Source organism: Lentzea sp., assembly GCF_035525475.1.
Taxonomy (GTDB): domain Bacteria; phylum Actinomycetota; class Actinomycetes; order Mycobacteriales; family Pseudonocardiaceae; genus Lentzea.
In genome coordinates this window covers 14,079-36,371 of sequence record NZ_DATLEC010000234.1, presented here as the reverse complement: position 1 = coordinate 36,371, position 22,293 = coordinate 14,079, and the positions used below count along the sequence as shown (strand labels likewise).

The following is a 22,293-nucleotide window of genomic DNA, read 5'->3' as shown; positions in this document are numbered from 1 at the left end:
CTAGCGGACCAGGTCCTTGCGGAGCTCACGCGGCAGCGAGAAGGCGATCTTCTCGTTCGCCGTCGTGATCTCCTCGACCTCGCCGTAGCCCTGCGACTCCAGGTACTTCAGCAGTTCCATCACCAGCAGGTCCGGCACCGACGCGCCCGACGTGACGCCGACGGTCTCGACGCCCTCGAGCCACGCCGGGTCGACCTCCTTGGCGTAGTCGATCAGGTACGAGGCCTTGGCGCCGTGCTGCAGCGCGACCTCGACCAGCCGGACGGAGTTGGAGGAGTTCTTCGAGCCAACGACGAGCACCAGGTCGCACGACGGCGCCATCGTCTTCACCGCGGTCTGGCGGTTCGAGGTGGCGTAGCAGATGTCGTCGGACGGCGGGTCCTGCAGATCCGGGAAGCGGTCCTTGAGCTGGCGGACGCGCACCATGGTCTCGTCGACCGAGAGCGTCGTCTGCGACAGCCAGATCACCTTGGAGGGGTCGCGCACCTCGACGGTCGCGGCGTCCTCGGCGGTGTCGACGAGCTGGACGTGGTCCGGCGCCTCACCGGCGGTGCCCTCGACCTCCTCGTGGCCCTCGTGGCCGATCAGCAGGATGTCGTAGTCCTCTTTCGCGAACCGCACCGCTTCCTTGTGCACCTTCGTCACGAGGGGGCACGTCGCGTCGATGGTGCGCAACGAGCGCTGCTCCGCCTCCGCGTGGACCGCGGGCGACACGCCGTGCGCCGAGAACACCACGAGTGCGCCCTCGGGCACCTCGTCGGTCTCGTTGACGAAGATGGCGCCGCGGTCGGACAGGGTCTCCACGACGTACTTGTTGTGGACGATCTCCTTGCGCACGTAGACAGGTGCGCCGTACTTCTCGAGGGCGATCTCGACCGTCTCGACGGCACGATCAACGCCCGCGCAGTAACCACGCGGCTTCGCCAACAGGACTCGCTTGGGCATGTCTCCAGGGTACCCAGGCACGGTCCTAGGCATTTCAGACGCGGTTGCGGCAGGCTAGACGGCATGAAGCCACTGCCATTGGGTGTCCGCGTCGCCGCCGGCCTTGCCGCGACCGCCCTCGAACAGGCCCGCAGGCTGCCGCAGCAGCTCGCCGGACTCCCGTTGACGGTGGTCAGCGAGGCCATGCAGCTCTCCATGCGCGTGCAGCAGCATGTGACCGAACTCGCCATCAAGGGCGACGACGTCCTCTCCGGACTGAGGCCTGCCGAGGAAGAGCCGGAGTGGGCGACGTTCGACGAGGACGAGACGCCCGTCACGACTTCTCAGGAAACTCCCGCCGACGACCCGTGGGAGGAAGAAGAACGCGCGATCGCCGAGGTGCCGCAGTTCCTCCCGTCCTACGACGAGCTGTCGATCGCCCAGCTGCGCGCCCGGTTGCGGAACCTGGACGTCGAGCAGCTGGAGGAGCTGCTGCGCTACGAGAAGGCGCACGAGGCACGGCCCGAGTTCGTCGGCATGCTCAACCGGCGGATCCTGACGGTCAAAAGCGCGAGCGACCCGGCGCGGTGACCGAGGGGAAGTCCACACCGGAGAACCCGTGGCCGGTGCGCACGGTCGCGCGCAAGCTGCTCGACTGGATCAACAGGCTCGGCGACGTCTGGGTCGAGGGGCAGGTCACGCAGCTCAACGCGCGCAGCTCCACGGCGTTCCTGACGCTGCGCGACCCGAGCGTCGACATGTCGATGTCGATCACCTGCAACGCCTCGATGATCCGCGAGCTGCAGCTCACGGAGGGCAGCCGCGTGATCGCGCACGGGAAGATCAGCTTCTACCCGAACCGCGGCACGCTCAGCCTGCGCGCCGACGACATCCGCGCGGTCGGCGTGGGCGAGCTGCTGGCGCGCATCGAACGCCTGCGCAAGCTGCTGCACGCGGAAGGCCTCTTCGACCCGCGCCGCAAGCGCAAGCCGCCGTTCCTGCCGAACAAGATCGGTCTCATCACCGGCCGCGCGTCGGCGGCGGAGCGGGACGTGCTCACGAACGCGCGGAACCGGTGGCCCGGCGCGCACTTCCGCGTCGTCAACGTCGCCGTGCAGGGTCCGACGGCCGTCACCCAGGTGATGACCGCTCTGTCCACCCTGGACAGGGACCCGGAGTGCGACGTGATCATCATCGCTCGCGGCGGCGGCAGCGTGGAGGACCTGCTGCCGTTCTCCGACGAGGCGCTGTGCCGCGCGGTCTCGGCCTGCCGCACGCCGGTGATGTCGGCGATCGGCCACGAACCGGACACCCCGCTCGTCGACCACGTCGCCGACCTGCGTTGTTCGACGCCCACCGACGCAGGCAAACGGGTGGTTCCCGATGTCGCCGAGGAGGGTGAACGGGTCCGGCAGATGCGCGACCGGGGCCGGCGCGCGCTGCACGGCTGGGTCGGCCGGGAGCGCGAACTGCTCGACGCCCTGCGCTCGCGACCGGTACTTTCGGACCCTTACGGCCCACTGGAGCGCCGTGCCGAGGAAGTGAAGCGTTTTCGGGACCAAGGACGCAGGGCGGTCACGCAACGACTCGATCGGGAAGACGTCCACCTATCGGGGACCAAAGCCCGCTTGACGACCCTCGGACCAGCCGCCACGCTGGCCCGCGGGTACGCCGTCGTGCAACTCGTCACACCCGACGGGCCCGACGGGGTACTGCGTTCTGTGACGGACGCCCCGAGCGGAACACAGCTGCGGGTACGCGTCGTTGACGGTGCAGTGCGGGCCGCTGTCCTGAGCCCGGAAGCCGATTCGGAAGGGGGAGGTACCGATGATGCGTGATGCGGTGTTCCTGCCCCTGACCATGGAGGCGGCCGGCTCGTGCGGGTCGGGCCTGCGCACCAAGGCGGAGGCGGCGAACCGGGCCGCGGCCGAGTGCTGGACGGCGATGGTGGGCGACTGCGACACCACGGGCCGCCGCACGCTGATCCTCACGCTGCACGACCTGAGCGAGGCCACCGCCGGAACCGTGCAGTACCGGCGCGTCGCGGAGGCCGAGGCGCTCATCGACGAGGCGGTGCGAGAGGGTGACGGTGAGGAGTTCGCGGAGGCGCTGGTCGGCTACGACCTGGCCGTCGCGACCGTGCTGAGCCGCTTGAGGAGCCAATCCGCGTGAGTTCGGAAACCACCCGCGAGAACACTGCACCGGGTTACGAAGCCGCCCGCGACGAACTGGTCGAGGTGGTCCGCAGGCTGGAGGCCGGCGGACTGTCGCTGGAGGACTCGCTGGCGTTGTGGGAACGCGGCGAGGCCCTCGCCAAGACGTGTGAGCAGCATCTCGCCGGTGCGCGCGAACGAATCGATGCAGCTCTCGCCGTCGTCGAGGAGGACGTTTCGGACGCGTGAGGCCGTGCGAGGATTCAGCAGCCGATCAAAAATTCGGCACGCTGAGTAGTCGCATGGAGGCGCGCAATGGTGAACACCCCCGCGGAACGACGTCGCGAAGCCCCCGACCGGAACCTGGCACTGGAGCTCGTGCGCGTCACCGAGGCGGCGGCGATGGCCGCGGGCCGGTGGGTGGGACGTGGCGACAAGAACGGCGGTGACGGCGCCGCGGTCGACGCGATGCGCAAGCTGATCCACACCGTGTCGATGCGGGGTGTCGTCGTGATCGGCGAGGGCGAGAAGGACGAGGCGCCCATGCTGTTCAACGGCGAGGAGGTCGGCAACGGCGAGGGCCCCGAGTGCGACGTCGCGGTCGACCCGATCGACGGCACCACGCTGATGGCCAAGGGCATGCCCAACGCGCTGGCGGTGCTGGCCGTCGCCGAGCGCGGCGCGATGTTCGACCCGTCCGCCGTGTTCTACATGGAGAAGCTCGCCGTGGGCCCGGAGGCGGCCGACGTCATCGACATCTCCGCGCCGATCGCCGAGAACATCCGCCGCGTCGCGAAGACCAAGCACAGCGACGTGTCGGACGTGAACGTGTGCATCCTGGACCGCCCCCGGCACGAGAAGATCGTGCAGGAGGTCCGCCAGGCCGGCGCCCGCATCCACTTCATCTCGGACGGCGACGTGGCCGGCGCGATCGCGGCGGCACGCCCCACGTCCGGCGTGGACATGCTCGTGGGCATCGGCGGCACCCCGGAGGGCATCATCGCGGCGGCGGCCCTCAAGTGCGTCGGAGGAGCCATCCAGGGCCGGTTGTGGCCCAAGGACGACGAGGAGCGCGAGAAGGCGATCGGCGCGGGCCACGACCTGTCCCGCGTGCTCACCACGAACGACCTCGTCTCCGGCGACAACGTCTTCTTCTGCGCGACGGGCGTGACCGACGGCGACCTGTTGCGCGGCGTGCACTACCGGGCGGGCGGCTGCACGACCCAGTCGATCGTCATGCGGTCCAAGTCCGGCACCGTGCGCATGATCGACGGCTTCCACAGCCTCCACAAGCTGCGCGAATACGCCTCGGTCGACTTCGACCTGCCGGAGGACGTGCAGCAGCCGCTGCCGTAGGCGTCTCGTTTCGCTGTGAACTGTGAACGCTCGGTGACCAGACGAGTGACCCTAGTGACTTGTCAGGTTCGTCCTTAGTTTCCGTCCTGACCCCGGCAACCCTGCGCCGGGTTCAGGAAAGGAAACTCAACGATGAGGGCACGTTCGTTGTTCTCCGCATTCGTCGTGGCCGCGGGCGCTCTGCTCGCCTCCGCCGCCGCGGCCACCGCGGCTCCCGCGCCCACCGCCGACGGCGAGGTCTCGCCGATGATCGTCGGTGGCACCAACGCCTCGCAGGTCTACCCGTTCATGGTGTCCCTGCAGAGCACCTCCGGCAGCCACTTCTGCGGCGCCTCGCTGATCAAGGCCAACTGGGTCGTGACGGCGAAGCACTGCGTCCAGGGCTCGTCCGCGGCGTCGATCCGCACCCGGATCGGCACCACGAACCGCACCAGCGGCGGCACCACGACCGGCGCCTCGCGGATCATCACGCACCCGTCGGCCGACCTGGCTCTGGTGCAGCTCAACACCTCGGTCAGCCAGGCCCCGATCACCATCCCGACGTCGTCCGGCGCGGTCGGCACGGCGACCCGGATCATCGGCTGGGGCCAGACCTGCCCGGTCCGCGGTGCCTGTGGCGCCCCGGTCACCCTGCAGGAGCTCGACACGTCGATCGTCGCGGACAGCCGGTGCTCCGGCATCTCCGCCGCGTCGGAGATCTGCACGAACAACACCGGTGGCAACAAGGGCGCCTGCTACGGCGACTCGGGTGGCCCGCAGGTGAAGTCCGTGTCCGGCCGCTGGGAGCTGATCGGCGCGACGAGCCGCTCCGGTGGCGGCGCGAACTGCGCCCAGGCGCCGTCGATCTACGTGGACGTCGCGTACTACCGCTCCTGGGTCAGCTCGAACGTGGGCGGTCTGTAGTCCGGTAAACGCATTCCGAGGACCCGTCTCCCCACCGTTATGGGAGGCGGGTCCTCCGCGTTGCAACCCTGATGACCCTCCTGCCGTCTACTTCGGCAAGGGATGGGTCGAGCAAGGGGGTTCGCCGTGCGGATGCTGCTCGTGGCGGTCGCGTTGATGTCGGTGGCGGGATGCACGCACGGGGCCGTGCACGCCGAGACTCCCGCCACGCCACCACCTTCGTCTTCGGTCGCGCCCTCGGCCTCGTCGGCTCCGGTGCCACCGGCTCCGGCACCGTCGGCTCCGGTGTCCTCGTCCGAGGCCCTCCCCCGCCGCCTCCGCCCCCGCCGGTCGTGAAGCCGACGCCGTGCACCATCAGTGACGGCGCGTGCATCCAGCTCTCCACGAACCGGACGTGGGTCGTGCGTGGCGACAAAATCGCTTACGGCCCGGTGGCGATCACGCACGGGCGCAAGGGGTACGAGACTCCGCTCGGCACCTTCCCCGTGCTGCGCAAGGTGAAGGACGAGTGGAGCAGGCCGTACAACGGCCCCATGCCGTGGTCGACGTACTTCACCGAGAGCGGCATCGCGTTCCACGAGGGCTCGCTGGCCGAGCTGTCGCACGGCTGCATCCACCTGGACCCGGCGTCGGCGCGGTACTACTTCACCACCCTGTCGATCGGCGAGTCCGTTCAGGTCGTCGCCTGATCAACATCAGCGGTTCCGCAAATCTATGATTCAGATCACCTCGCGGTGGCTACTCCACTACCGAGGGGTGATGAGAGATGCGAGTTCTGATCGCGACGGTGCTCCTGACCCTCGGTTTTGCCGTACCCGCGCAGGCCCAGGCGGGATGCACCGTCTACAACGGAGCGTGTCTGGAGAAGCACTCGAACCAGGCGTGGCTGGTCTTCAACGGCAACAAGAGCTACGGCCCTGTGCCGATCAGTCACGGAAAACCGGGCTACGAGACCCCGGTGGGCACGTTCTCGGTGCTGCGCAAGGTGAAGAACGACTGGAGTGTCCCCTACAACGGCCCGATGCCGAACGCGGTGTACTTCACCACGACCGGTATCGCGTTCCACCAGGGTGACACGGCGGTCCAGTCGCACGGCTGCATCCGGATGTCGTGGGACGCCTCGCAGGTCTTCTACGACAACCTGATGGTCGGCGAGAAGGTCCAGGTCCTGCCGTAATTCCAACCCACGCTGTCCACCGTCCCGTTGGGACGGTGGACAGCAGCGCGTGCGCTCAGCGACGTGGTCCGAGCAGCCTCCGCACCGTCTCCTCGATGCGGTCGACCCTCCTCAACGCGGTCTCGTGGTCGTCGCCGTCGTCCTCGCGGGCGAGCGTGTAGATCACGCCTCCCGCGCTGGCGACGTGGTCGGGCACCCACACGATCCCGCGCTCCGCCAGGAGATCGGCGACGCCGTCGTCGGTGAGCTGGTTGTTCGCCGGCCCCACGACCAGCCGCACGTCCAGCTCCTTGACGGTCTCCGGGCTCAGCACACCGCCGACCGCGGCGGGCACGAGCACGTCGGCCTTGACCTTGTACGCCTCGTCCGGGTGCACCCAGCCGAACCGGTCCGCCCGCCTGCTCTCGTCCACATCGGACACGATGATGTCGGCTCCCGCCAACCCTTCCGCGATCAGCTCGCCCACCGAGCCGAACCCGCTGACGACCACCTTCCTGCCGGTGAGGTCAGCGGTGCCGAAGGTGTGCTCCGCAGCCGCCCTCAACGCCGCCAGCACACCCCGCGCGGTGGGCCCGCTCGACGACCCCGTGCCGCCGTGCTCCTCGGGCAGGCAGTACGCGTACGGCGTGAGCTCCCTCAGCACCAGCATGTCGTCCGGCCCGGTGCCGACGTCCGGTCCCGCGCGGTAGGCGCCGCCGAACTCGTTGATCAGGTCGGCGTGGTCGAGCAGGACCTCCCGCCTCAGCTCCGGCGTGAGCGGCCGGTCGACGACGACCACGCTCTTGGCTCCCCCGTGCGGGATCCCGGCCGCCTCGCACTTGAGCGTCATGGCCTTCGACAACCGCAGCACGTCCGCCACGGCGTCGGTGATCTGCCCGTAGGGCTTCATCCGGCACCCGCCGACCGCAGGCCCCGCCTCCGTCGAGTGCAGGGCGACCATCGTGGTCATCCCCGACCGCTTCCCCGTGCGGACGACGAGACGTTCGTGTTCCCACATCTGCGTTCCTCCCGAACTTCTGCCATGATCTGAGGCTGAAGTTAGGGTGATCGCCAGGTTTGCAGATACTTTGTCGAACCTTATTCGGCAGCGGAGTGCTGGGGAGTGTCGTGGACGAACTTGATTCGGCGATCGTGCGGGAACTGCAGCGCGATGCCCGGCAGTCGAACCGCGACATCGCCCGCAAGGTCGGCGTGGCGCCGTCGACGTGCCTGGAACGCACCCGTCTGCTGCGCGAACGCGGCGTGATCCGCGGCTACCACGCCGACATCGCGCCGTCCGCGCTGAACCGCGGTGTGCAGGCGCTGGTGTCCGTGCAGGTCCGGCCGTTGAACCGCGTCGTCATCGACAACTTCAAGACGTTCGCGGCGGGGTTGCCCGAGGTACAGGCGGTGTTCGTGATGGCGGGCAGCGACGACTTCCTGATCCACGTGGGCGCCCAGGACAACGAGCACCTGCACGCGTTCCTGTTCGACCGGCTGAGCCCGCGCAAGGAGATCGTCGGCTTCCGCACGTCGATCATCTTCCAGCACCTGGCGAAGCACGACCCTGATCCGCTGCCGAGCGCGTGAGCCCCACGCGCTCGGCAGCCGGTCAGCTGGCGTCGCTGGAGTGCCCGGGGAAGAGGTGCGCCGACGGGTTGAGCAGCACCGCGATGTTGTTGACCGCGGTGGCCGCCTCGCCGAACCCGGTGGCGATGAGCTTGACCTTGCCGGGGTACTGCGCGACGTCGCCGGCCGCGTAGATCCGGTCGATCTTGGTCTTCATCGTGGTGTCGACGACGACCGCGCGATGGTCGAGCTCCAGTCCCCACGACTCGATCGGCCCGAGGTCGGCCGTGAACCCGAGCGCCGCGACGACGGTCTGCGCGGGCAGCGTCTTGACGTCCTCCCCCTTGACCTTGACGTCCACTTCGGACAGAGGTTCGCCGCGCAACGCGAGCACCTCGGCGTCGGTGATGATCTCGACGCCGAGCTCCCGCACCTGCCGCACCGTCGCGGCGTGCGCGCGGAAGTTGGCCCTGCGGTGAACGATCGTGACGCTGGCGGCGATCGGGTGCAGCGCGAGCGCCCAGTCGAACGCCGAGTCGCCACCGCCGACGATCACGACGTGCTGCCCGGCGTGCTCGGCCAGCACGGGCACGAAGTGCACCATGCCGCGTCCCAGCCACCCGTTGCCCGCCGGCAGCGGACGGGGGTTGAACTCGCCCATGCCGGCCGTGATCAGCACGGCCTTGGTGTTGATCACCGTTCCGTCCGCGAGCCCGATCCGCAGACCGTCCTCAGTGGACTCGCAGGTGCGCGCCTGCCGGCCGAGCAGGTAGTCGGGCTTGAACTGCCCCGCCTGCTCCACCAGCCCGTTGACGAGGTCGCGCCCGCGGACCGCCGGGAACCCGGCGACGTCGAAAATCATCTTCTCCGGATACATCGCCGTGACCTGGCCGCCCGGTTCTGGCAGGGCGTCCACCACGGCGACGTTCATCTCCCGGAAGCCTGCGTAGTAAGCGGCGAACAACCCCGTGGGACCAGCGCCCACGATGAGGAGGTCGATGTCACGCTCCATGAGAAGGCCCTTCTGCCAGTGGTGGGTGGCAGTGCTGTGATCGACGATAGAGACTCGGAGGTATGGCTGAACAGGAGTACCGCGTCGAGCACGACACGATGGGTGAGGTCCGCGTGCCGGTCGACGCATTGTGGCGCGCCCAGACCCAACGCGCGGTCGAGAACTTCCCGATTTCCGGTCGAGGCCTGGAACGAGCGCAGATCAGGGCCCTCGGCCTCCTCAAGGGCGCCGCGGCCCGCGTGAACGCCCGCCTCGGCGTCCTCCCCGACGACGTGGCCTCGGCCATCGCCTCCGCCGCCGACGAGGTGGCCGCCGGCAAGTGGGACCCCCACTTCCCGGTCGACGTGTTCCAGACGGGTTCCGGCACGTCCTCGAACATGAACGCCAACGAGGTCATCGCGACCCTGGCCACCCGTTCCCTCGGTCGCGACGTGCACCCGAACGACCACGTCAACGCCTCGCAGTCGTCCAACGACACCTTCCCGACAACCCTGCGCGTGGCCGCCACCGAGGCAGTCGTCGCGGACGTGATCCCGGCCTTCGAGCACCTGCTGGGCGTCCTGGAGTCACGGGCAGCCGAGTGGTCCTCGCTGGTGAAGTCGGGCCGCACGCACCTGATGGACGCCGTACCCGTGACGCTGGGCCAGGAGACGGGCGCCTGGGCGTCCCAGGTCCGCTACTCGGTGGAACGCCTCAAGGCATCGATCCCCCGCCTGGCCGAGCTCCCGATCGGCGGCACGGCGGTCGGCTCGGGCCTGAACGCCCCCGAGGAGTTCGGCGCCCTGGTAGCCGCGGAACTGGCGACCGCGACCAACCTCCCCCTGACCGAGGCCCGCGACCACTTCGAGGCCCAGGCGACCCAGGACGGCGTGGTGGAGATCTCGGGCCAGCTCCGCGCGTCGGCCGTGGCGCTGTTCAAGATCGCCAACGACCTCCGCTGGCTGGGCTCCGGCCCTCGCACCGGCCTGGGCGAACTGGCCCTCCCGGACCTCCAGCCGGGCAGCTCGATCATGCCGGGCAAGGTCAACCCGGTGATCTCCGAAGCCACGATGATGGTGGTGGCCCAGGTGATCGGCAACGACGCCACCGTCGCCTTCGCGGGCTCCCAGGGCAACTTCCAGCTGAACGTGATGCTGCCGGTCATCGCCCGCAACGTCCTGGAGTCGTCCCGCCTGCTGGCCGCCGTGGCCCGCCTGCTGGCCGACAAGGTCCTGCTGGGCACCGAACCCGCCGTCGACCAGATGCGGGAGTACGCCGAGTCGTCCCCGTCGATCGTGACGCCGCTGAACCGGTACCTCGGCTACGAGGAGGCGGCGTCGATCGCCAAGCAGTCGCTGAAGGAGCGCAAGACGATCCGCGAGGTGGTGCTGGAGCGCGGGCACGTGCCTTCGAAGCTCAGCGAGGAGCAGCTGGACGCGGCCCTGGACGTGCTGCACATGGCGCACGGCGGCCGTTGACGCTCGGGTCCGGTGCCGGGTTTCCGGCACCGGATCAGGGCACCAGGTTCACGCCGCCGGGCTGGAGCTGACCCAGCCGGTCAGGAGTACATCGCGAGCCAGATGGCGATGTAGTGGCAGATCGCCGCCACCACGGTCGCCGCGTGGAAGAACTCGTGGTACCCGAACACCTGCGGCCACGGGTTGGGCCACCGAGTCGCGTAGAAGATTGCTCCGACGGTGTAAAGAGCCCCACCCACCAGCAGCAGCACCAAAGCGGCCACGCCGGCGTGGTGCAGCAGCTCGGGCAGCACGAAGATGGCGACCCACCCGAGGGCGATGTAGATCGGCACACCGAGCCAGCGGGGCGCGTGCGGCCAGGCCAGCTTGAGGGTCACGCCCAGAAGCGCGCCGATCCACACCACCGTGAGCACGACGCGGCCGGTTCCGGGGTTCATCGCCAGCAGGGCGAACGGTGTGTACGTGCCGGCGATGAACACGAAGATCATCGAGTGGTCGAGGCGCTTCATCCACGTGCGGACGCGTTCTGACTGCCACGTCACGCGGTGGTAGAGCGCCGAGACGCCGAAGAGGCCCAGAACGGTGATGCCGTAGACCGAAGTGGCCAGGGCGGCCTTCGCGGACACCGTGGACGCGGCGGCGGCGATGAGGGCCGCGCCCGTCGCCACCGAGGCTACGAACGACCAGAGGTGCAGCCACCCACGAAGGCGCGGCCGCAGTCCGGGCTGTGGAGGAGTGGTCCCAGTGGTCACAGGTCCCCAGGTTACGCGACCGTAGGTTTCGGGCCGCTTCCCAGTGATGAAGCTTGCACGGCGTACGCTCTTCTGGCGTGGCACTCCGGACCCGTGTGAAAGACGTCGCTATCCACCTCTACGAGTGGATTCTCCGGCGCGAGTTGAGCGGGACACAGGTGCCCAAGCACGTGGGCGTGGTCCTCGACGGCAACCGCAGGTGGGCCAGGGAGGCCGGCTTCACCGACGTCGCGCACGGGCACAGGGCCGGCGCGCGGAAGATCCTCGAGCTCCTCAAGTGGTGCGGTGACGCCAAGGTGGAGGTCGTCACGCTCTGGATGCTGAGCACCGACAACCTCAACCGCGACGCCGCGGAGCTCGCACCGTTGCTCGACATCATCGCCGACATCACCGACGAGCTCGCCGCGGACGGCAACCCGTGGCGCGTCCGGCACGTCGGCGCCATCGACATGCTTCCCGCCGAGCACGCCGAGCGCCTCACCACCGCCGCAAACAAGACCAAGGACCGCACCGGCATCCAGGTCAACGTGGCCGTCGCCTACGGCGGGCGTCAGGAGATCGCGGACGCCGTCCGCAAGCTCCTGACCGCGCACGCCGAGCGCGGCGGCACCATCGAGGAGCTGGCCGAGGTGCTCGACGTCGACCACATCGCGGAGCACCTCTACACGTCAGGGCAGCCCGACCCCGACCTGATCATCCGCACGTCCGGTGAGCAGCGGCTCTCCGGGTTCATGCTCTGGCAGTCCGCGCACTCGGAGTTCTGGTTCTGCGAGGCCTACTGGCCCGGCTTCCGGCGCACCGACTTCCTGCGGGCCATGCGCGAGTACGCCAAGCGCCACCGCAGGTACGGCAACTGAGACGCCGAAGGGGCGCCCACCGCGAGGTGGGCGCCCCTTGTGCAACGCGGAACGTCAGCCCTCGACGTTGACGTCGTCGCCATCCACGACGCCGCCCGCGGCGCAGGTCTCGGTGAAGCTCGGCGAGTTGATCGGCACCGCGGCACCCAGCACACCGACGTTGTTGCCGCACACACCGACGACGGCGTCGAGGTTGTTGCCGTTCAGCACGCTCAGCAGCGAGCCGTTCACCTGCTCGAAGCCGTCAGGCGCCGCGGACGCCATACCGGTGGCGCCGAACATCATGAAGCCCGCCGCCGCGACCGCGGCGGCACACGCCTTCTTCAGCATTTCTTCTCCTCGTGGACGGTACTGCTATTCAAAAACAGCTCAGGGACGTCACGGAATGACGTCCCTGAACCAATATTCATCCGAAAGTGGAAATCAGCCCTCGACGTTGACGTCGTCGCCGTCCACAATGCCGCCGGCGGCGCAGGTCTCGGTGAAGCTCGGCGAGTTGATCGGCACCGCGGCACCCAGCACACCGACGTTGTTGCCGCAGGCACCGACGACGGCGTTGACGTTGTTGCCGTTCAGCACGCTCAGCAGCGAACCGTTGACCTGGTGGAAGCCGTGGTAGTAGTCGTGGTCGTGGTCGCCCTCTCCCGCCATGGCCGCCGGGGCGAACGCGAGCGACAGAGCAGCAGCGGCAGCGACCACTGCGAAGGTCTTCTTCACGTCATTCTCCTTCATGTCGGGTCATCCCGTCATTTCCGGAGTCTTCGGGGATCTCCGGACGGTGGGGCCTCGCAAAAAATTTACCCCGCGGATCTGACTTCATGCGCCCATTACTCCTATTGTGTGACTGCAAGATCAACAAAGTTCCCCGTTCAGGTGATGTTCGATTCTTCATTCGGTCGTGAGGGGGCCGCTGTGGTAGACGCTCTACGCTCTTCGACTCATGGACGCTGACGAGCTGGTTCGCGGATATCTGGTGCTGGGGCTGCGGCTCGGGCGCCTCGTGTCCGGGTTCGTCGACTCGTTCACCGGCGACCCCGCCCTGAGCCGCGCCGTCGACAACGAACCGCGCCTGCACCCCGGAGCGCTGGGCGGCCACGCACGGCTGCTGCGCAAGGAGCTACCCGGCAGCGACCTGCCTGAGCAGCGCAGACAATTCCTCGAAGCGCACCTGCGGGCATTGGAGTGCACCGCGCGCAAGCTCAACGGGGAGCGCGTCGCGTTCGTCGACGAGGTCGAGCAGTACTTCCAGGTCCGCATCCGCCCCGGCGACGAGGACTCGTACGCGCAGGCCCACCGCAAGCTCGACGCGGTGCTCGAGGGTCCCGGATCGCTCGCCGACCGCCTCACCGCCTTCCGCGCGGCCGACGAGGTGCCCGCACGCAGGCTCCAGGGCGCCGTGCAGGCCGTCTCCAGCGCGCTGCGGGACCGTGTGCGACAGAAGTACGCGCTGCCCGAGCAGGAGATCGTCGAGTACCAGGTCGTCACCGACAAGCCGTGGAGCGGCTTCAACTACTACCTCGGCGGCTACCGCAGCCGGGTGGCGGTCAACGCCGACCTGGGCCACCGCATGTCGAACCTGCCGCACCTGGTCGCGCACGAGTCCTATCCGGGCCACCACACCGAGCACTGCCGCAAGGACGCGGGCCTGGTCGCCAAGCGCGGGCACGCCGAGCAGTCGATCTTCCTGATCAACACGCCGCAGTGCCTGATGGCCGAGGGCATGGCCGACCTCGGGCTGCACGCCGCGGTCGGGCCCGGCTGGGGAGTGTGGACGGAGCAGATCTTCGGCGACCTCGGGTTGCGAATGGACGGCGAACTGTCCGAAAAGGTCGAGTCGGCGGCGTCGGGCCTGCTCACGGTGCGGCAGGACGCGGCTCTGATGCTCCACGACCAGGGCTCGGACCAGGACGACGTCGTCGCCCATCTGCGCAGGTGGCTGCTGGTTCCCGAGCGTCGCGCGCGGCAGATGGTCCGGTTTCTGGCGGATCCTCTGTGGCGCGCGTACACCACGACGTACGTCGAGGGAGCCCGTCTCGTCAGGGCCTGGCTGGACGTCCGCGCGCCTGGAGAGACGCTCGACTCCCGCTATCTGAGACTTCTCGACGAGCCGCTCGTCCCGCGATCGCTCGAGGACCAGATCGGGACCGGTGTGTCCTGGCTGGCGCGCAACGACCACGAGAACAGCACCTGACCAGCGCGAACACGGCTGCGGTCACGTTTCGCGCTGCTTTCCGGGAGATGACAAGTTCGGATTCACCTGTGTGGCTTCGTGCCGTTGGGGCACTTCCACAGGTAACTTCGAAACCGGCGGGACGCGACCACTGCGGACCGCGCAGGGAGGCTCTGATCGTGGCAGACGACGTCGCGAGGGGGCCGGCACCCGGCCCTCGTGGTCGACCTGCCTGACGCTTCGGCGGACGGCGAGACGACCGATCAGGGTGGTGCCTGGCCCAGCGAGGAGCGGACGCGGGTGCCGCGTTCGTGAGGGAGTTGCCGTGAACGCACGACGTCCCGCGAGCCGTTCCTCAGGCTCATTGCGCAGTTCTTCCTCCCGGCGCAAGTCCGCCGCCCCAGCCATCACGACCTATGTGCTGGACACGTCGGTACTGCTGTCCGACCCACTCGCCGCCACCCGTTTCGCGGAGCACGAGGTCGTGCTCCCGCTCGTGGTGATCAGCGAACTGGAGGGCAAGCGCCACCACCCCGAACTGGGCTGGTTCGCGAGGGAAGCCCTGCGCCTGCTCGACGACCTGCGCTTGCGGCATGGTCGCCTCGATTCGCCGATCCCCATCGGGGATCTGGGAGGCACCCTGCACGTCGAGCTCAACCACTCCGACCCGGAGGTGTTGCCATCAGGTTTCCGAACGGACTCCAACGACGCCCGAATCCTCGCCTGCTCCCTCAACCTCGCTGCTGAGGGGCGCAACGTCACCCTGGTGACCAAGGACATGCCGCTGCGGGTCAAGGCCGGATCGGTCGGCCTGCCGGCGGAGGAGTACCGGGCGCACGACGTCACCTTGTCCGGCTGGACGGGGATGTCCGATCTGGACGTTCCCCAGTCCCTCGTGGACGGCCTGTTCAAGGAGAGCGTCGTCGACCCCACCCAGTACGAGGGCCTGGAGCACATCGCCGAACTGCCCTGCCACACCGGACTGCGGTTGCTGGCGGGCACGTCGAGCGCTCTGGGCCGGGTGACCGCGGACAAGCAGATCAGGCTGGTGCGCGGGGATCGGGAGGCGTTCGGACTGCACGGGAGGTCCGCCGAGCAGCGGATCGCGCTGGACCTGCTGCTCGACGCCGATGTCGGCATCGTCTCGCTGGGCGGACGTGCGGGCACCGGCAAGTCGGCGCTGGCGCTGTGCGCCGGCCTCGAGGCGGTGATGGAACGAAGGCAGCACCGGAAGGTCGTGGTGTTCCGGCCGTTGTACGCGGTCGGTGGCCAGGAGCTCGGGTACCTGCCGGGTAGCGAGAACGAGAAGATGGGGCCGTGGGCGCAGGCGGTGTTCGACACCCTCGGCGCGCTGGTGAGCCAGGCGGTGGTGGAAGAGGTGATGGACCGAGGGATGCTCGAGGTCCTGCCCCTCACCCACATCCGCGGTCGCTCGCTGCACGATTCCTTCGTGATCGTCGACGAGGCGCAGTCGTTGGAGCGCAACGTGTTGCTGACCGTGCTGTCGCGTCTGGGCAGCAACTCGCGGGTGGTGCTGACGCACGACGTGGCGCAGCGCGACAACCTGCGGGTCGGCCGGCACGACGGCGTGGCGGCGGTGATCGAGAAGCTGAAGGGCCACCCGCTCTTCGCCCACGTCACCCTGACGCGCTCGGAGCGTTCGCCGATCGCGGCGCTCGTCACCGAGATGCTGGAGGACTACGCCTCCTAGTGTCGTGAAAGGAAACGGCCCCGCTTTCGTTGCGGGGCCGTTTTCCTTCTGCTCCTAGTCGAGCGCGCGCTTCATGAACCCGCGCAGGCCGAGGCCGCCGAAGCCCGCGATCGCGACGACGAGCACGAGCAGCACGATCGGCAGCGGGATGTGCGGCACGCCCGGCACCAGCTCGGCGCGCATGCCCTCGCTCACGTACGTCAGCGGGTTGAGCGCGCAGACCACCTTGAACCACAGCAGGTCACCGCCCAGGGACCTCCACGGGAACTGCGAGGAACCCGTGAACAGCAACGGGGTCAGGATGACCGCGAACATCACGTTGACCCGGCGCGCGGGCACCGACGTGCCGACGACCATGCCGACGCTCCCGCCGGCGAGGCAGCCGAGGATGACCACCAGCAGCGCGCCGGGAACGCCTTCCCAGGCCCAGGAGACGTCGAGCATCAAGAACCCGACCGGCACCATCAGGATCGCCGCGAAGAACCCGCGGATCGCGCCGAACACGATCTTCTCGACCGCGACGAGCGGGATGGAGATCGGTGCGAGCAGCCGGTCCTCGATCTCCCGCGTCCACGAGAAGTCCAGCACCAGCGGCAGCGTCGTGTTCTGCAACGCGCCCAGGAACCCGTTCATCGCGATAATGCCGGGAAGCAGCACCTGGGCGAAGTCGCCCTGGACGTACCCGATGTCCCCCAGCACCTTCGCGAAGATGAAGAGGGTGAAGAACGGCTGGATGATCACCTGCGCGAGGAAGCTCGGCAGCTCGCGGCCCGTGACGAAGACGTCGCGCCACAGGATCGCCTGGAACGTCCTGAGTTGGCTCACCGCAGCTCCCTGCCGGTCAGGTGGATGAAGACGTCCTCCAGGCTGGGCTTGCCGATCGCGACGTCGCTGACGACGACGTCGAGGTCGCGCAACACGTTCAGCACCGCGGGCAACGTGGCCGCTGTGTCGGCGTCGGTGTAGACGCGGAACATGGCGCCGAGCTCCTCGACGCGCTGCACGTCGTCCACTTCGGACAGCGCCTGGGTGATCTTGGCGGGCTCGTGGCCGTTCGGGCTCACCGTGACGCTGACGGTGTTGCTGCCGGGCAGGCTCCTCGTGAGCTCGTCCGGCGTGTCGAGTGTCAGCAGCTTGCCGTGGTCGACGATGCCGACGCGGTCGCACAGCTTGGCGGCCTCGTCCATGTCGTGCGTGGTCAGCACGACCGTGACACCGTCGGCGTGCAGGGCGGCGATGCGTTCGTGGACGAAGAGCCGTGCCTGCGGGTCGAGGCCGGTGCTCGGTTCGTCGAGGAACAGCACCTTCGGGCGGTGCATGAGCGCGCGGGCGATCATCAGCCGTTGCGCCTGACCGCCGGACAACGTGTCCACGAGCGCCTTCGCGTGGTCCTTCAGACCCATCCGCTCGAGGATGTCGTCGGCGAGCTCCTGGCGTTCCTTCGGCCCGATGCCGTGGTAGGCCGCGTGGAACAGCAGGTTCTGCCGCGCGTTGAGCGAGCGGTCGAGGTTGTTGCGCTGCGGCACGACGGCGAGCAGCTGCCGCGCGCGCTTGGAGTCCGCGACCACGTCGACGCCCTCCACGAGTGCCTGCCCCGCGGTGGGGCGGACGCGCGTGGTCAGCACGCCGACGGTGGTCGTCTTGCCGGCGCCGTTCGGGCCGAGCAGACCGAAGACCTCACCGCGGCGGACGGTGAAGCTCAACCCGTCCACCGCTGGTTTTTGTCCTGGTTTGTAGATTTTGCGGAGTTCTCTTACCTCGACCGCGTCGTCCATCTCACCATCCCCCTGGCAGGGGCCGCCCTTCCGCGAACCCAGCCGCCGACTGGATGCCGAGAACAGCCTTGACGTGGAATTCCTCCAACGAGTTCGCGCCGGCATACGTGCAGGCCGAGCGGACGCCGGAGGTTATCGCATCGAGCAGGTCCTCCACGCTCGGGCGCACCGGGTCCAGGCGCATCTTCGACGTAGAGATCCCTTCCTCGAACAACCCCTTCTTGGCGCGGTCGAAAGCGTTGTCGCTCCGCGTCCGGGCCGTCACAGCGCGTTTCGACGCCATTCCGAACGATTCTTTGTAGAGGTTTCCGCGCTCGTCGCGCTGCAGGTCGCCCGGCGACTCGTAGGTGCCGGCGAACCAGCTGCCGACCATGACGCTGCTGGCACCCGCGGCCAGCGCCAGCGCCACGTCGCGCGGGTGCCGCACGCCCCCGTCGGCCCAGACGTGCTTGCCGAGCCTGCGGGCCTCGGCCGAGCACTCCGCGACGGCGCTGAACTGAGGCCGCCCGACGCCGGTCATCATGCGCGTGGTGCACATCGCGCCCGGCCCGACACCGACCTTGATGATGTCCGCGCCGGCCTCGACCAGGTCCCGCACGCCCTCCGCGGTGACGACGTTGCCCGCCGCGATCGGCACGCCGGGGTTCGCCTCCCTGACCGCCCTGAGCGCGGTGATCATCTTTTCCTGGTGCCCGTGCGCGGTGTCCACGACGAGAACGTCCACACCGGCCTTGAGCAGCGCCTCGGCCTTGGCCCTGACGTCGCCGTTGACCCCGACCGCGGCGGCGATCCGCAGCCTGCCGTCGTCGTCGGTCGCGGGCTTGTAGACCTCGGCCCTGAGTGCCGAGAGCTCGGTCAGCACACCGCTGAGCCGTTCGGTTCCGTCGACGCCCAGCGCGATCTTGTGCGCGCTGTGGTGGAGCTTCTCGAAGACTTCCTGCGGCTTGGTGCCGAGGGACAGCTTCAGCACGTCGGTGTTCATCACGTCGCCGAGACGCGCGAACCGGTCGACGCCCGTGAGCGCCGCCTCGTCAACGACACCGAGGGGCCGCCCTCCGTCGTCCACGATCACCACGGCGCCGTGAGCCCGCTTGTGCAGCAGGTTCCACGCGTCCGCGACCGCGTCGCCCGTGGTGAGCGTCAGCGGGGTGTCCCAGACCGGGTGCCGCTCCTTGACCCACGAGGTGATCTCCGCGACGGCCTCGGTCGGCACGTCCTGCGGAATGACGACGATCCCGCCGCGCCGCGCGATGGTCTCCGCCATCCGCCGCCCGGCCACGGCCGTCATGTTCGCGACGACGATCGGGATCGTGGCCCCGGTGCCGTCCGAAGTGGAGAGGTCGACGCCGAACCGGGACTCCACGGCACTGCGGCCGGGAACGAGGAACACGTCGTCGTAGGTCAGGTCGTAAGAGGGTCGATGCCCTTCGATGAACCGCACGTGCTTCCACGATACCCGCAGCGTCTCAGCAGGGCCTCACGGTTCCAGGGCGTACCCGGTCGTCGTGGTGACGGCCACGAACCCGAGGCGTTCCAGGATCGGCCTGCTGTTCTCGGTGGCGTCGACCTGGAGGTACTTCACGCCCCTGGTGAGCGCCACCTTCGCGCGGTGGGCGACGAGCGCCCGGTAGATGCCCCTGCCGCGCCACTCCGGGACGGTGCCGCCACCCCAGAGACCGCCGAACTCCGTGCCGTTCACGACCTCCAGCCGCGCGGACGAGACGACGCGGCGGTCCCCCGTCTCGGCGACCACGATGACGGTGTCCGGGTCGTCCTTCTTGTCGGTCAGGTAGGGGATGAGGTAGCTGACGTCCTTGCCGAACGCCTCGCTCGACGAAGCCACCAGTCTCTCGATGTCGGCCGCGTCCCTGGTCTCGCGCAGGGTGATCCCGTCGAGGTGGACGGGCGCGACCATCTCCTCGGCCAGTCCGATGAGCACGGTCTCCCGGCCCTCCGAGTGGAACCCGGCCGCGACGAGCCGCTCCGGCAGGTCGGCCGGGGTGTCGTGCCCCCAGGTCTTCCACTCGGCGGACTGGTCGCGCGCGGCGAAGAAGTCGCGCTGCCGTGCGATGAGCTCGTCCAGCTCCCGGCCGGTGACGCCGAGGTCGGGCGGCCCCGCGACGAACCCTCGCCGGTGCGGCCAGGACACCCGGAACACCGGTCCGTCGCGGTCGACGGTGGCGTTGGGGTCGCGGGACGTCCACTCGGCGGAGCGGGCTTGGTCGGCGAACGCGCGGAGGAGCGCGGCCGCGTCGGTCACTGGCCTGACGGTATTGGCGAGCGGGGAGGGGCCGCACGCGAATTACGGGTGGGAGCGGGTGGGTGGGGGCGGGCGCGGCGGGCTGGCGGACGCGGCGGAGCCGGGTGGGCATGGCGGGCTGGCGGACGCGGCCGAGCCGGGTGGGCATGGCGGGCTGGCGGAAGGAGCGGCGAGCGGGCACGGCGGGGCGAGGAGGCTTGGTGGGTGGCCTGCCAGGCAGGTCGAGCCGACCGCCCTCGCAACGCGCGGCCTGGCGGCCGTCAACGTCCCAGCGGCCTGCCAGCAGCCCAAGCAGCCCGGCGGCGCGTCCAGCGTCCCCGCCAGCCCGTCAACGCCCGGCGGCCCCAACGGTCCGGCGACTGGCGGCGCGTCAGCGGCCCAGCAGTCAGCGGCGCGTCAGCAGTCCAGCGGCCAGCAGCCCAGCGGCCGGGCAGCAGCCCAGCAGCCGGCGGCACGGCAGCGGCTTTCGGGCTCAGGCCTCCGGGTTCGGTTGTGCCGTGGGCAGGAGGGCCCTCACCTCCTCGATCGTCGTCGCCTCCGACGGGTCCTTGTCCGGGCGGTAGCGCACGACGCGGGCGAACCGCAGTGCGACGCCGCCGGGGTAGCGCGGCGAGACCTGCACGCCGTCCAGCTCGATCTCGATCACCAGTTCCGGGCGGACCATCACCACCCAGTCGTTGCGGTCGGTGGCGATCTGCTGGAGGGCCTCGGTCTGCCACTTGAGCAGTTCGTCGGTGAGGCCCTTGAAGGTCTTGCCGACCATCACCGGCGGGCCGCCGTCCGGGTCGCGGGCTCCCAGGTGCAGGTTCGACAGCCAGCCCCGGCGGCGGCCGCTGCCCCACTCGACGCCGAGCACCACCAGATCGAGGGTGTGCACCGGCTTCACCTTCTGCCAGGCGCGGCCTCTGCGGCCGGCTGCGTAGGGCGAGGCCAGCGACTTCACCATCACGCCCTCGTGGCCCGCGGCCAGCGATGCCGTGACGACTGCCGCGGCCTCCTCCGGTGACGGGTCCAGCACGCCGGGGATGACGTGCTCGCCCGCCGCCTGCTGCAACGCCGCCAGGCGTTCGCGCAGGGGTGCGTCGAGCAGGTCCTCGCCGTCGAGGTGCAGGCAGTCGAAGAAGTACGGGTGCAGGAGCAGCTCGCGTTCGTCCTGCGCGCCGAAGCGGCTCATCGTCTCCTGGAACGGGCGGGGTCTGCCCTCGTCCGTCAGGGCCAGGGTCTCGCCGTCGAGCACCACGGACGTGCACGGCAGGCCGCGGACCAGCTCGACCAGTTCGGGCACGGTCTTGGTGATCTCGCGCAACGTGCGGGTGTAGATGTGGATCTCGTCGCCCGCGCGGTGCACCTGGATCCGTGCGCCGTCGAGCTTGTGCTCCACCACGCAGCTGCCCAGCTCTCCCAAGGCATCGTCCAGCGACTCCGCGGGCGAGGCGAGCATCGGGCGCAGCGGGCGGCCGACCTCCAGGCGGAACGCCTCCAGGGCCTCGGAGCCGCCCTCCAGGGCCGTCACGGCCGTCTCCGGCAAGCGGCCGGACAGCATGAAGGCGCGCCGCACCGTCTCGCCCGGCACGTCCGCGGCCGAGGCGATGGCGTCGAGCATCACGCCCTCCAGCGCGCCCTGGCGCAGCTCGCCGGTGAGCAGCCGTCGTAAGAAGTCCTGCTCCGCCTCGGTGGAACGGGCGAAGAGCGCGGTCAGCAGGTCGGTCCGGCGCTGCGCGGAGCCCTTGCCGGACGTCCCCGCCACCTCGGCGAGCGCGGCGTCGACCTCGGCGATCGTGAGGTCGGCCGCGGCGGCCGGCGGCACCGAGAGGTCGACGACCGTGCGCCAGCCCGCGCCGATGCGACCCTGCCGCGGCGTGCCGATCAGGAACGACACCACCGCGACCACGACGTCGGCCGTCGCCGAGCGCAGCAACGCCGACAGCGCCTTGACCTTGGCCAGGCGCGACCGGGTCGCCGCCACGGCGGCCGACGTGTCGACTACTTCGGAGAGGAGCACAGGACCATGGTGCACCCGCGCACTGACAATTTCTGGAGGCGCGGGCTAGGCTGACCGGACCAGCCGGTCTACCTGGGGGTTTTCGGCCATGCGCGCTTTCACGATCGTCGCCGCCGCTCTTGCGCTCGTCACGGCCCTCGCGGGTCCCGGCACCGGCGACCGCGAGCACATCCTGAGCAGCGACACGAGCTCGAAGCGCGAGCACATCCTCTAGTCGCGTGGCCCAGAACGGCGCC

25 protein-coding genes are annotated in these 22,293 nt (G+C 69.3%); 14 read left to right on the top strand and 11 right to left on the bottom strand.

The features are described from left to right. Positions 1-945, bottom strand: a complete 945-nt coding sequence (locus VM306_RS35430; protein WP_325522779.1) for a 4-hydroxy-3-methylbut-2-enyl diphosphate reductase — start codon at positions 943-945, stop codon at positions 1-3. 63 nt (positions 946-1,008) lie between these two features. Between VM306_RS35430 and VM306_RS35425 the strand changes: the two genes are divergently transcribed. The 8 genes from VM306_RS35425 (at position 1,009) to VM306_RS35390 (ending at position 6,513) form a co-directional block, all read left to right on the top strand. Further along, complete coding sequence (locus VM306_RS35425) at positions 1,009-1,515, top strand: lipid droplet-associated protein (RefSeq protein WP_325522777.1); 507 nt, start codon at positions 1,009-1,011, stop codon at positions 1,513-1,515. Further along, positions 1,512-2,762, top strand: coding sequence for an exodeoxyribonuclease VII large subunit (xseA, locus tag VM306_RS35420; RefSeq protein ID WP_325522775.1), 1,251 nt, complete (start codon positions 1,512-1,514; stop codon positions 2,760-2,762). Before VM306_RS35425 ends, xseA begins: the two co-directional genes overlap by 4 nt. Then, positions 2,752-3,096: a hypothetical protein gene (locus tag VM306_RS35415; RefSeq protein WP_089949705.1), complete on the top strand. Its 345-nt coding sequence runs from the start codon at positions 2,752-2,754 to the stop codon at positions 3,094-3,096. The genes xseA and VM306_RS35415 overlap by 11 nt, the downstream gene beginning before the upstream one ends. Further along, a complete protein-coding gene (locus tag VM306_RS35410) occupies positions 3,093-3,326 on the top strand; it encodes an exodeoxyribonuclease VII small subunit (protein ID WP_325522771.1) in 234 nt (77 codons plus the stop codon). The genes VM306_RS35415 and VM306_RS35410 overlap by 4 nt, the downstream gene beginning before the upstream one ends. Before the next feature lie 66 nt (positions 3,327-3,392). Continuing rightward, positions 3,393-4,433, top strand: a complete 1,041-nt coding sequence (glpX, locus tag VM306_RS35405; protein WP_325522770.1) for a class II fructose-bisphosphatase — start codon at positions 3,393-3,395, stop codon at positions 4,431-4,433. Between the two features lie 132 nt (positions 4,434-4,565). Then, complete coding sequence (locus tag VM306_RS35400; RefSeq protein WP_325522768.1) at positions 4,566-5,336, top strand: serine protease; 771 nt, start codon at positions 4,566-4,568, stop codon at positions 5,334-5,336. Positions 5,337-5,506: 170 nt separating this feature from the next. Continuing rightward, positions 5,507-6,025: a L,D-transpeptidase gene (locus VM306_RS35395; protein WP_325522766.1), complete on the top strand. Its 519-nt coding sequence runs from the start codon at positions 5,507-5,509 to the stop codon at positions 6,023-6,025. Positions 6,026-6,102: 77 nt separating this feature from the next. Beyond that, the gene (locus VM306_RS35390) at positions 6,103-6,513 is read left to right on the top strand and encodes a L,D-transpeptidase (RefSeq protein WP_325522764.1); all 411 of its coding nucleotides are present in this window, start codon (positions 6,103-6,105) and stop codon (positions 6,511-6,513) included. Between the two features lie 55 nt (positions 6,514-6,568). On the opposite strand, the gene VM306_RS35385 is transcribed toward VM306_RS35390, so the two are convergent. After that, the gene (locus tag VM306_RS35385; RefSeq protein ID WP_325522762.1) at positions 6,569-7,510 is read right to left on the bottom strand and encodes a Glu/Leu/Phe/Val dehydrogenase dimerization domain-containing protein; all 942 of its coding nucleotides are present in this window, start codon (positions 7,508-7,510) and stop codon (positions 6,569-6,571) included. Between the two features lie 110 nt (positions 7,511-7,620). Between VM306_RS35385 and VM306_RS35380 the strand changes: the two genes are divergently transcribed. Beyond that, positions 7,621-8,082: an Lrp/AsnC family transcriptional regulator gene (locus VM306_RS35380; protein WP_325522760.1), complete on the top strand. Its 462-nt coding sequence runs from the start codon at positions 7,621-7,623 to the stop codon at positions 8,080-8,082. A 22-nt stretch (positions 8,083-8,104) separates the two neighbouring features. Here VM306_RS35380 and VM306_RS35375 read toward each other — a convergent pair whose 3' ends face one another. Then, entirely contained in the window at positions 8,105-9,073 is a 969-nt protein-coding gene (locus VM306_RS35375; RefSeq protein WP_325522758.1) for an NAD(P)/FAD-dependent oxidoreductase, read from the bottom strand. Positions 9,074-9,135: 62 nt separating this feature from the next. Between VM306_RS35375 and VM306_RS35370 the strand changes: the two genes are divergently transcribed. Beyond that, entirely contained in the window at positions 9,136-10,530 is a 1,395-nt protein-coding gene (locus VM306_RS35370; RefSeq protein ID WP_325522756.1) for a class II fumarate hydratase, read from the top strand. Between the two features lie 80 nt (positions 10,531-10,610). Here the strand turns inward: VM306_RS35370 and trhA are convergent, their stop codons facing one another. Next, entirely contained in the window at positions 10,611-11,282 is a 672-nt protein-coding gene (gene trhA / locus VM306_RS35365; protein WP_325522754.1) for a PAQR family membrane homeostasis protein TrhA, read from the bottom strand. A 77-nt stretch (positions 11,283-11,359) separates the two neighbouring features. Here trhA and VM306_RS35360 point away from each other — a divergent pair, with 77 nt between their 5' ends. Then, the gene (locus VM306_RS35360; RefSeq protein ID WP_325522752.1) at positions 11,360-12,139 is read left to right on the top strand and encodes an isoprenyl transferase; all 780 of its coding nucleotides are present in this window, start codon (positions 11,360-11,362) and stop codon (positions 12,137-12,139) included. A 54-nt stretch (positions 12,140-12,193) separates the two neighbouring features. On the opposite strand, the gene VM306_RS35355 is transcribed toward VM306_RS35360, so the two are convergent. Beyond that, positions 12,194-12,469 carry a hypothetical protein gene (locus VM306_RS35355; protein WP_325522750.1) on the bottom strand — a complete coding sequence of 92 codons (276 nt, stop codon included), beginning with the start codon at positions 12,467-12,469 and terminating at the stop codon, positions 12,194-12,196. A 93-nt stretch (positions 12,470-12,562) separates the two neighbouring features. Continuing rightward, positions 12,563-12,856: a hypothetical protein gene (locus VM306_RS35350; protein ID WP_325522748.1), complete on the bottom strand. Its 294-nt coding sequence runs from the start codon at positions 12,854-12,856 to the stop codon at positions 12,563-12,565. A 223-nt stretch (positions 12,857-13,079) separates the two neighbouring features. Between VM306_RS35350 and VM306_RS35345 the strand changes: the two genes are divergently transcribed. Next, on the top strand, positions 13,080-14,330 hold the full coding sequence (locus VM306_RS35345) for a DUF885 domain-containing protein (protein WP_325522746.1): 1,251 nt from the start codon (positions 13,080-13,082) through the stop codon (positions 14,328-14,330). Positions 14,331-14,727: 397 nt separating this feature from the next. After that, positions 14,728-16,020, top strand: a complete 1,293-nt coding sequence (locus VM306_RS35340) for a PhoH family protein (protein ID WP_414672494.1) — start codon at positions 14,728-14,730, stop codon at positions 16,018-16,020. Positions 16,021-16,074: 54 nt separating this feature from the next. Here VM306_RS35340 and VM306_RS35335 read toward each other — a convergent pair whose 3' ends face one another. The 5 genes from VM306_RS35335 to VM306_RS35315 form a co-directional block, all read right to left on the bottom strand. Next, entirely contained in the window at positions 16,075-16,845 is a 771-nt protein-coding gene (locus VM306_RS35335) for an ABC transporter permease (protein ID WP_325522744.1), read from the bottom strand. After that, positions 16,842-17,795 (bottom strand): ABC transporter ATP-binding protein, encoded by a 954-nt coding sequence (locus VM306_RS35330; protein ID WP_325522742.1) that lies wholly within the window; start codon positions 17,793-17,795, stop codon positions 16,842-16,844. Before VM306_RS35330 ends, VM306_RS35335 begins: the two co-directional genes overlap by 4 nt. A gap of 1 nt (position 17,796) precedes the next feature. Next, positions 17,797-19,236: a GuaB1 family IMP dehydrogenase-related protein gene (locus VM306_RS35325; protein WP_325522740.1), complete on the bottom strand. Its 1,440-nt coding sequence runs from the start codon at positions 19,234-19,236 to the stop codon at positions 17,797-17,799. Positions 19,237-19,272: 36 nt separating this feature from the next. Further along, positions 19,273-20,055, bottom strand: a complete 783-nt coding sequence (locus tag VM306_RS35320) for a GNAT family N-acetyltransferase (RefSeq protein WP_325522738.1) — start codon at positions 20,053-20,055, stop codon at positions 19,273-19,275. Between the two features lie 472 nt (positions 20,056-20,527). Continuing rightward, positions 20,528-22,057, bottom strand: coding sequence for an ATP-dependent DNA ligase (locus tag VM306_RS35315; protein WP_325522736.1), 1,530 nt, complete (start codon positions 22,055-22,057; stop codon positions 20,528-20,530). Positions 22,058-22,145: 88 nt separating this feature from the next. On the opposite strand from VM306_RS35315, the gene VM306_RS35310 reads away from it, so the two are divergent. Then, entirely contained in the window at positions 22,146-22,271 is a 126-nt protein-coding gene (locus VM306_RS35310; protein ID WP_325522734.1) for a hypothetical protein, read from the top strand. Positions 22,272-22,293 lie beyond the last annotated feature (22 nt).

Coding starts and splice junctions, on each gene's coding strand:
- VM306_RS35430 (WP_325522779.1), bottom strand. CDS start 945: ATGCCCAAGCGAGTCCTGTTGGCGAAGCCGCGTGGTTACTGCGCGGGC.
- VM306_RS35425 (WP_325522777.1), top strand. CDS start 1,009: ATGAAGCCACTGCCATTGGGTGTCCGCGTCGCCGCCGGCCTTGCCGCG.
- VM306_RS35415 (WP_089949705.1), top strand. CDS start 2,752: ATGATGCGTGATGCGGTGTTCCTGCCCCTGACCATGGAGGCGGCCGGC.
- glpX (WP_325522770.1), top strand. CDS start 3,393: ATGGTGAACACCCCCGCGGAACGACGTCGCGAAGCCCCCGACCGGAAC.
- VM306_RS35400 (WP_325522768.1), top strand. CDS start 4,566: ATGAGGGCACGTTCGTTGTTCTCCGCATTCGTCGTGGCCGCGGGCGCT.
- VM306_RS35395 (WP_325522766.1), top strand. CDS start 5,507: ATGCACGCACGGGGCCGTGCACGCCGAGACTCCCGCCACGCCACCACC.
- VM306_RS35390 (WP_325522764.1), top strand. CDS start 6,103: ATGCGAGTTCTGATCGCGACGGTGCTCCTGACCCTCGGTTTTGCCGTA.
- VM306_RS35385 (WP_325522762.1), bottom strand. CDS start 7,510: ATGTGGGAACACGAACGTCTCGTCGTCCGCACGGGGAAGCGGTCGGGG.
- VM306_RS35375 (WP_325522758.1), bottom strand. CDS start 9,073: ATGGAGCGTGACATCGACCTCCTCATCGTGGGCGCTGGTCCCACGGGG.
- VM306_RS35370 (WP_325522756.1), top strand. CDS start 9,136: ATGGCTGAACAGGAGTACCGCGTCGAGCACGACACGATGGGTGAGGTC.
- VM306_RS35355 (WP_325522750.1), bottom strand. CDS start 12,469: ATGCTGAAGAAGGCGTGTGCCGCCGCGGTCGCGGCGGCGGGCTTCATG.
- VM306_RS35345 (WP_325522746.1), top strand. CDS start 13,080: ATGGACGCTGACGAGCTGGTTCGCGGATATCTGGTGCTGGGGCTGCGG.
- VM306_RS35330 (WP_325522742.1), bottom strand. CDS start 17,795: ATGGACGACGCGGTCGAGGTAAGAGAACTCCGCAAAATCTACAAACCA.
- VM306_RS35310 (WP_325522734.1), top strand. CDS start 22,146: ATGCGCGCTTTCACGATCGTCGCCGCCGCTCTTGCGCTCGTCACGGCC.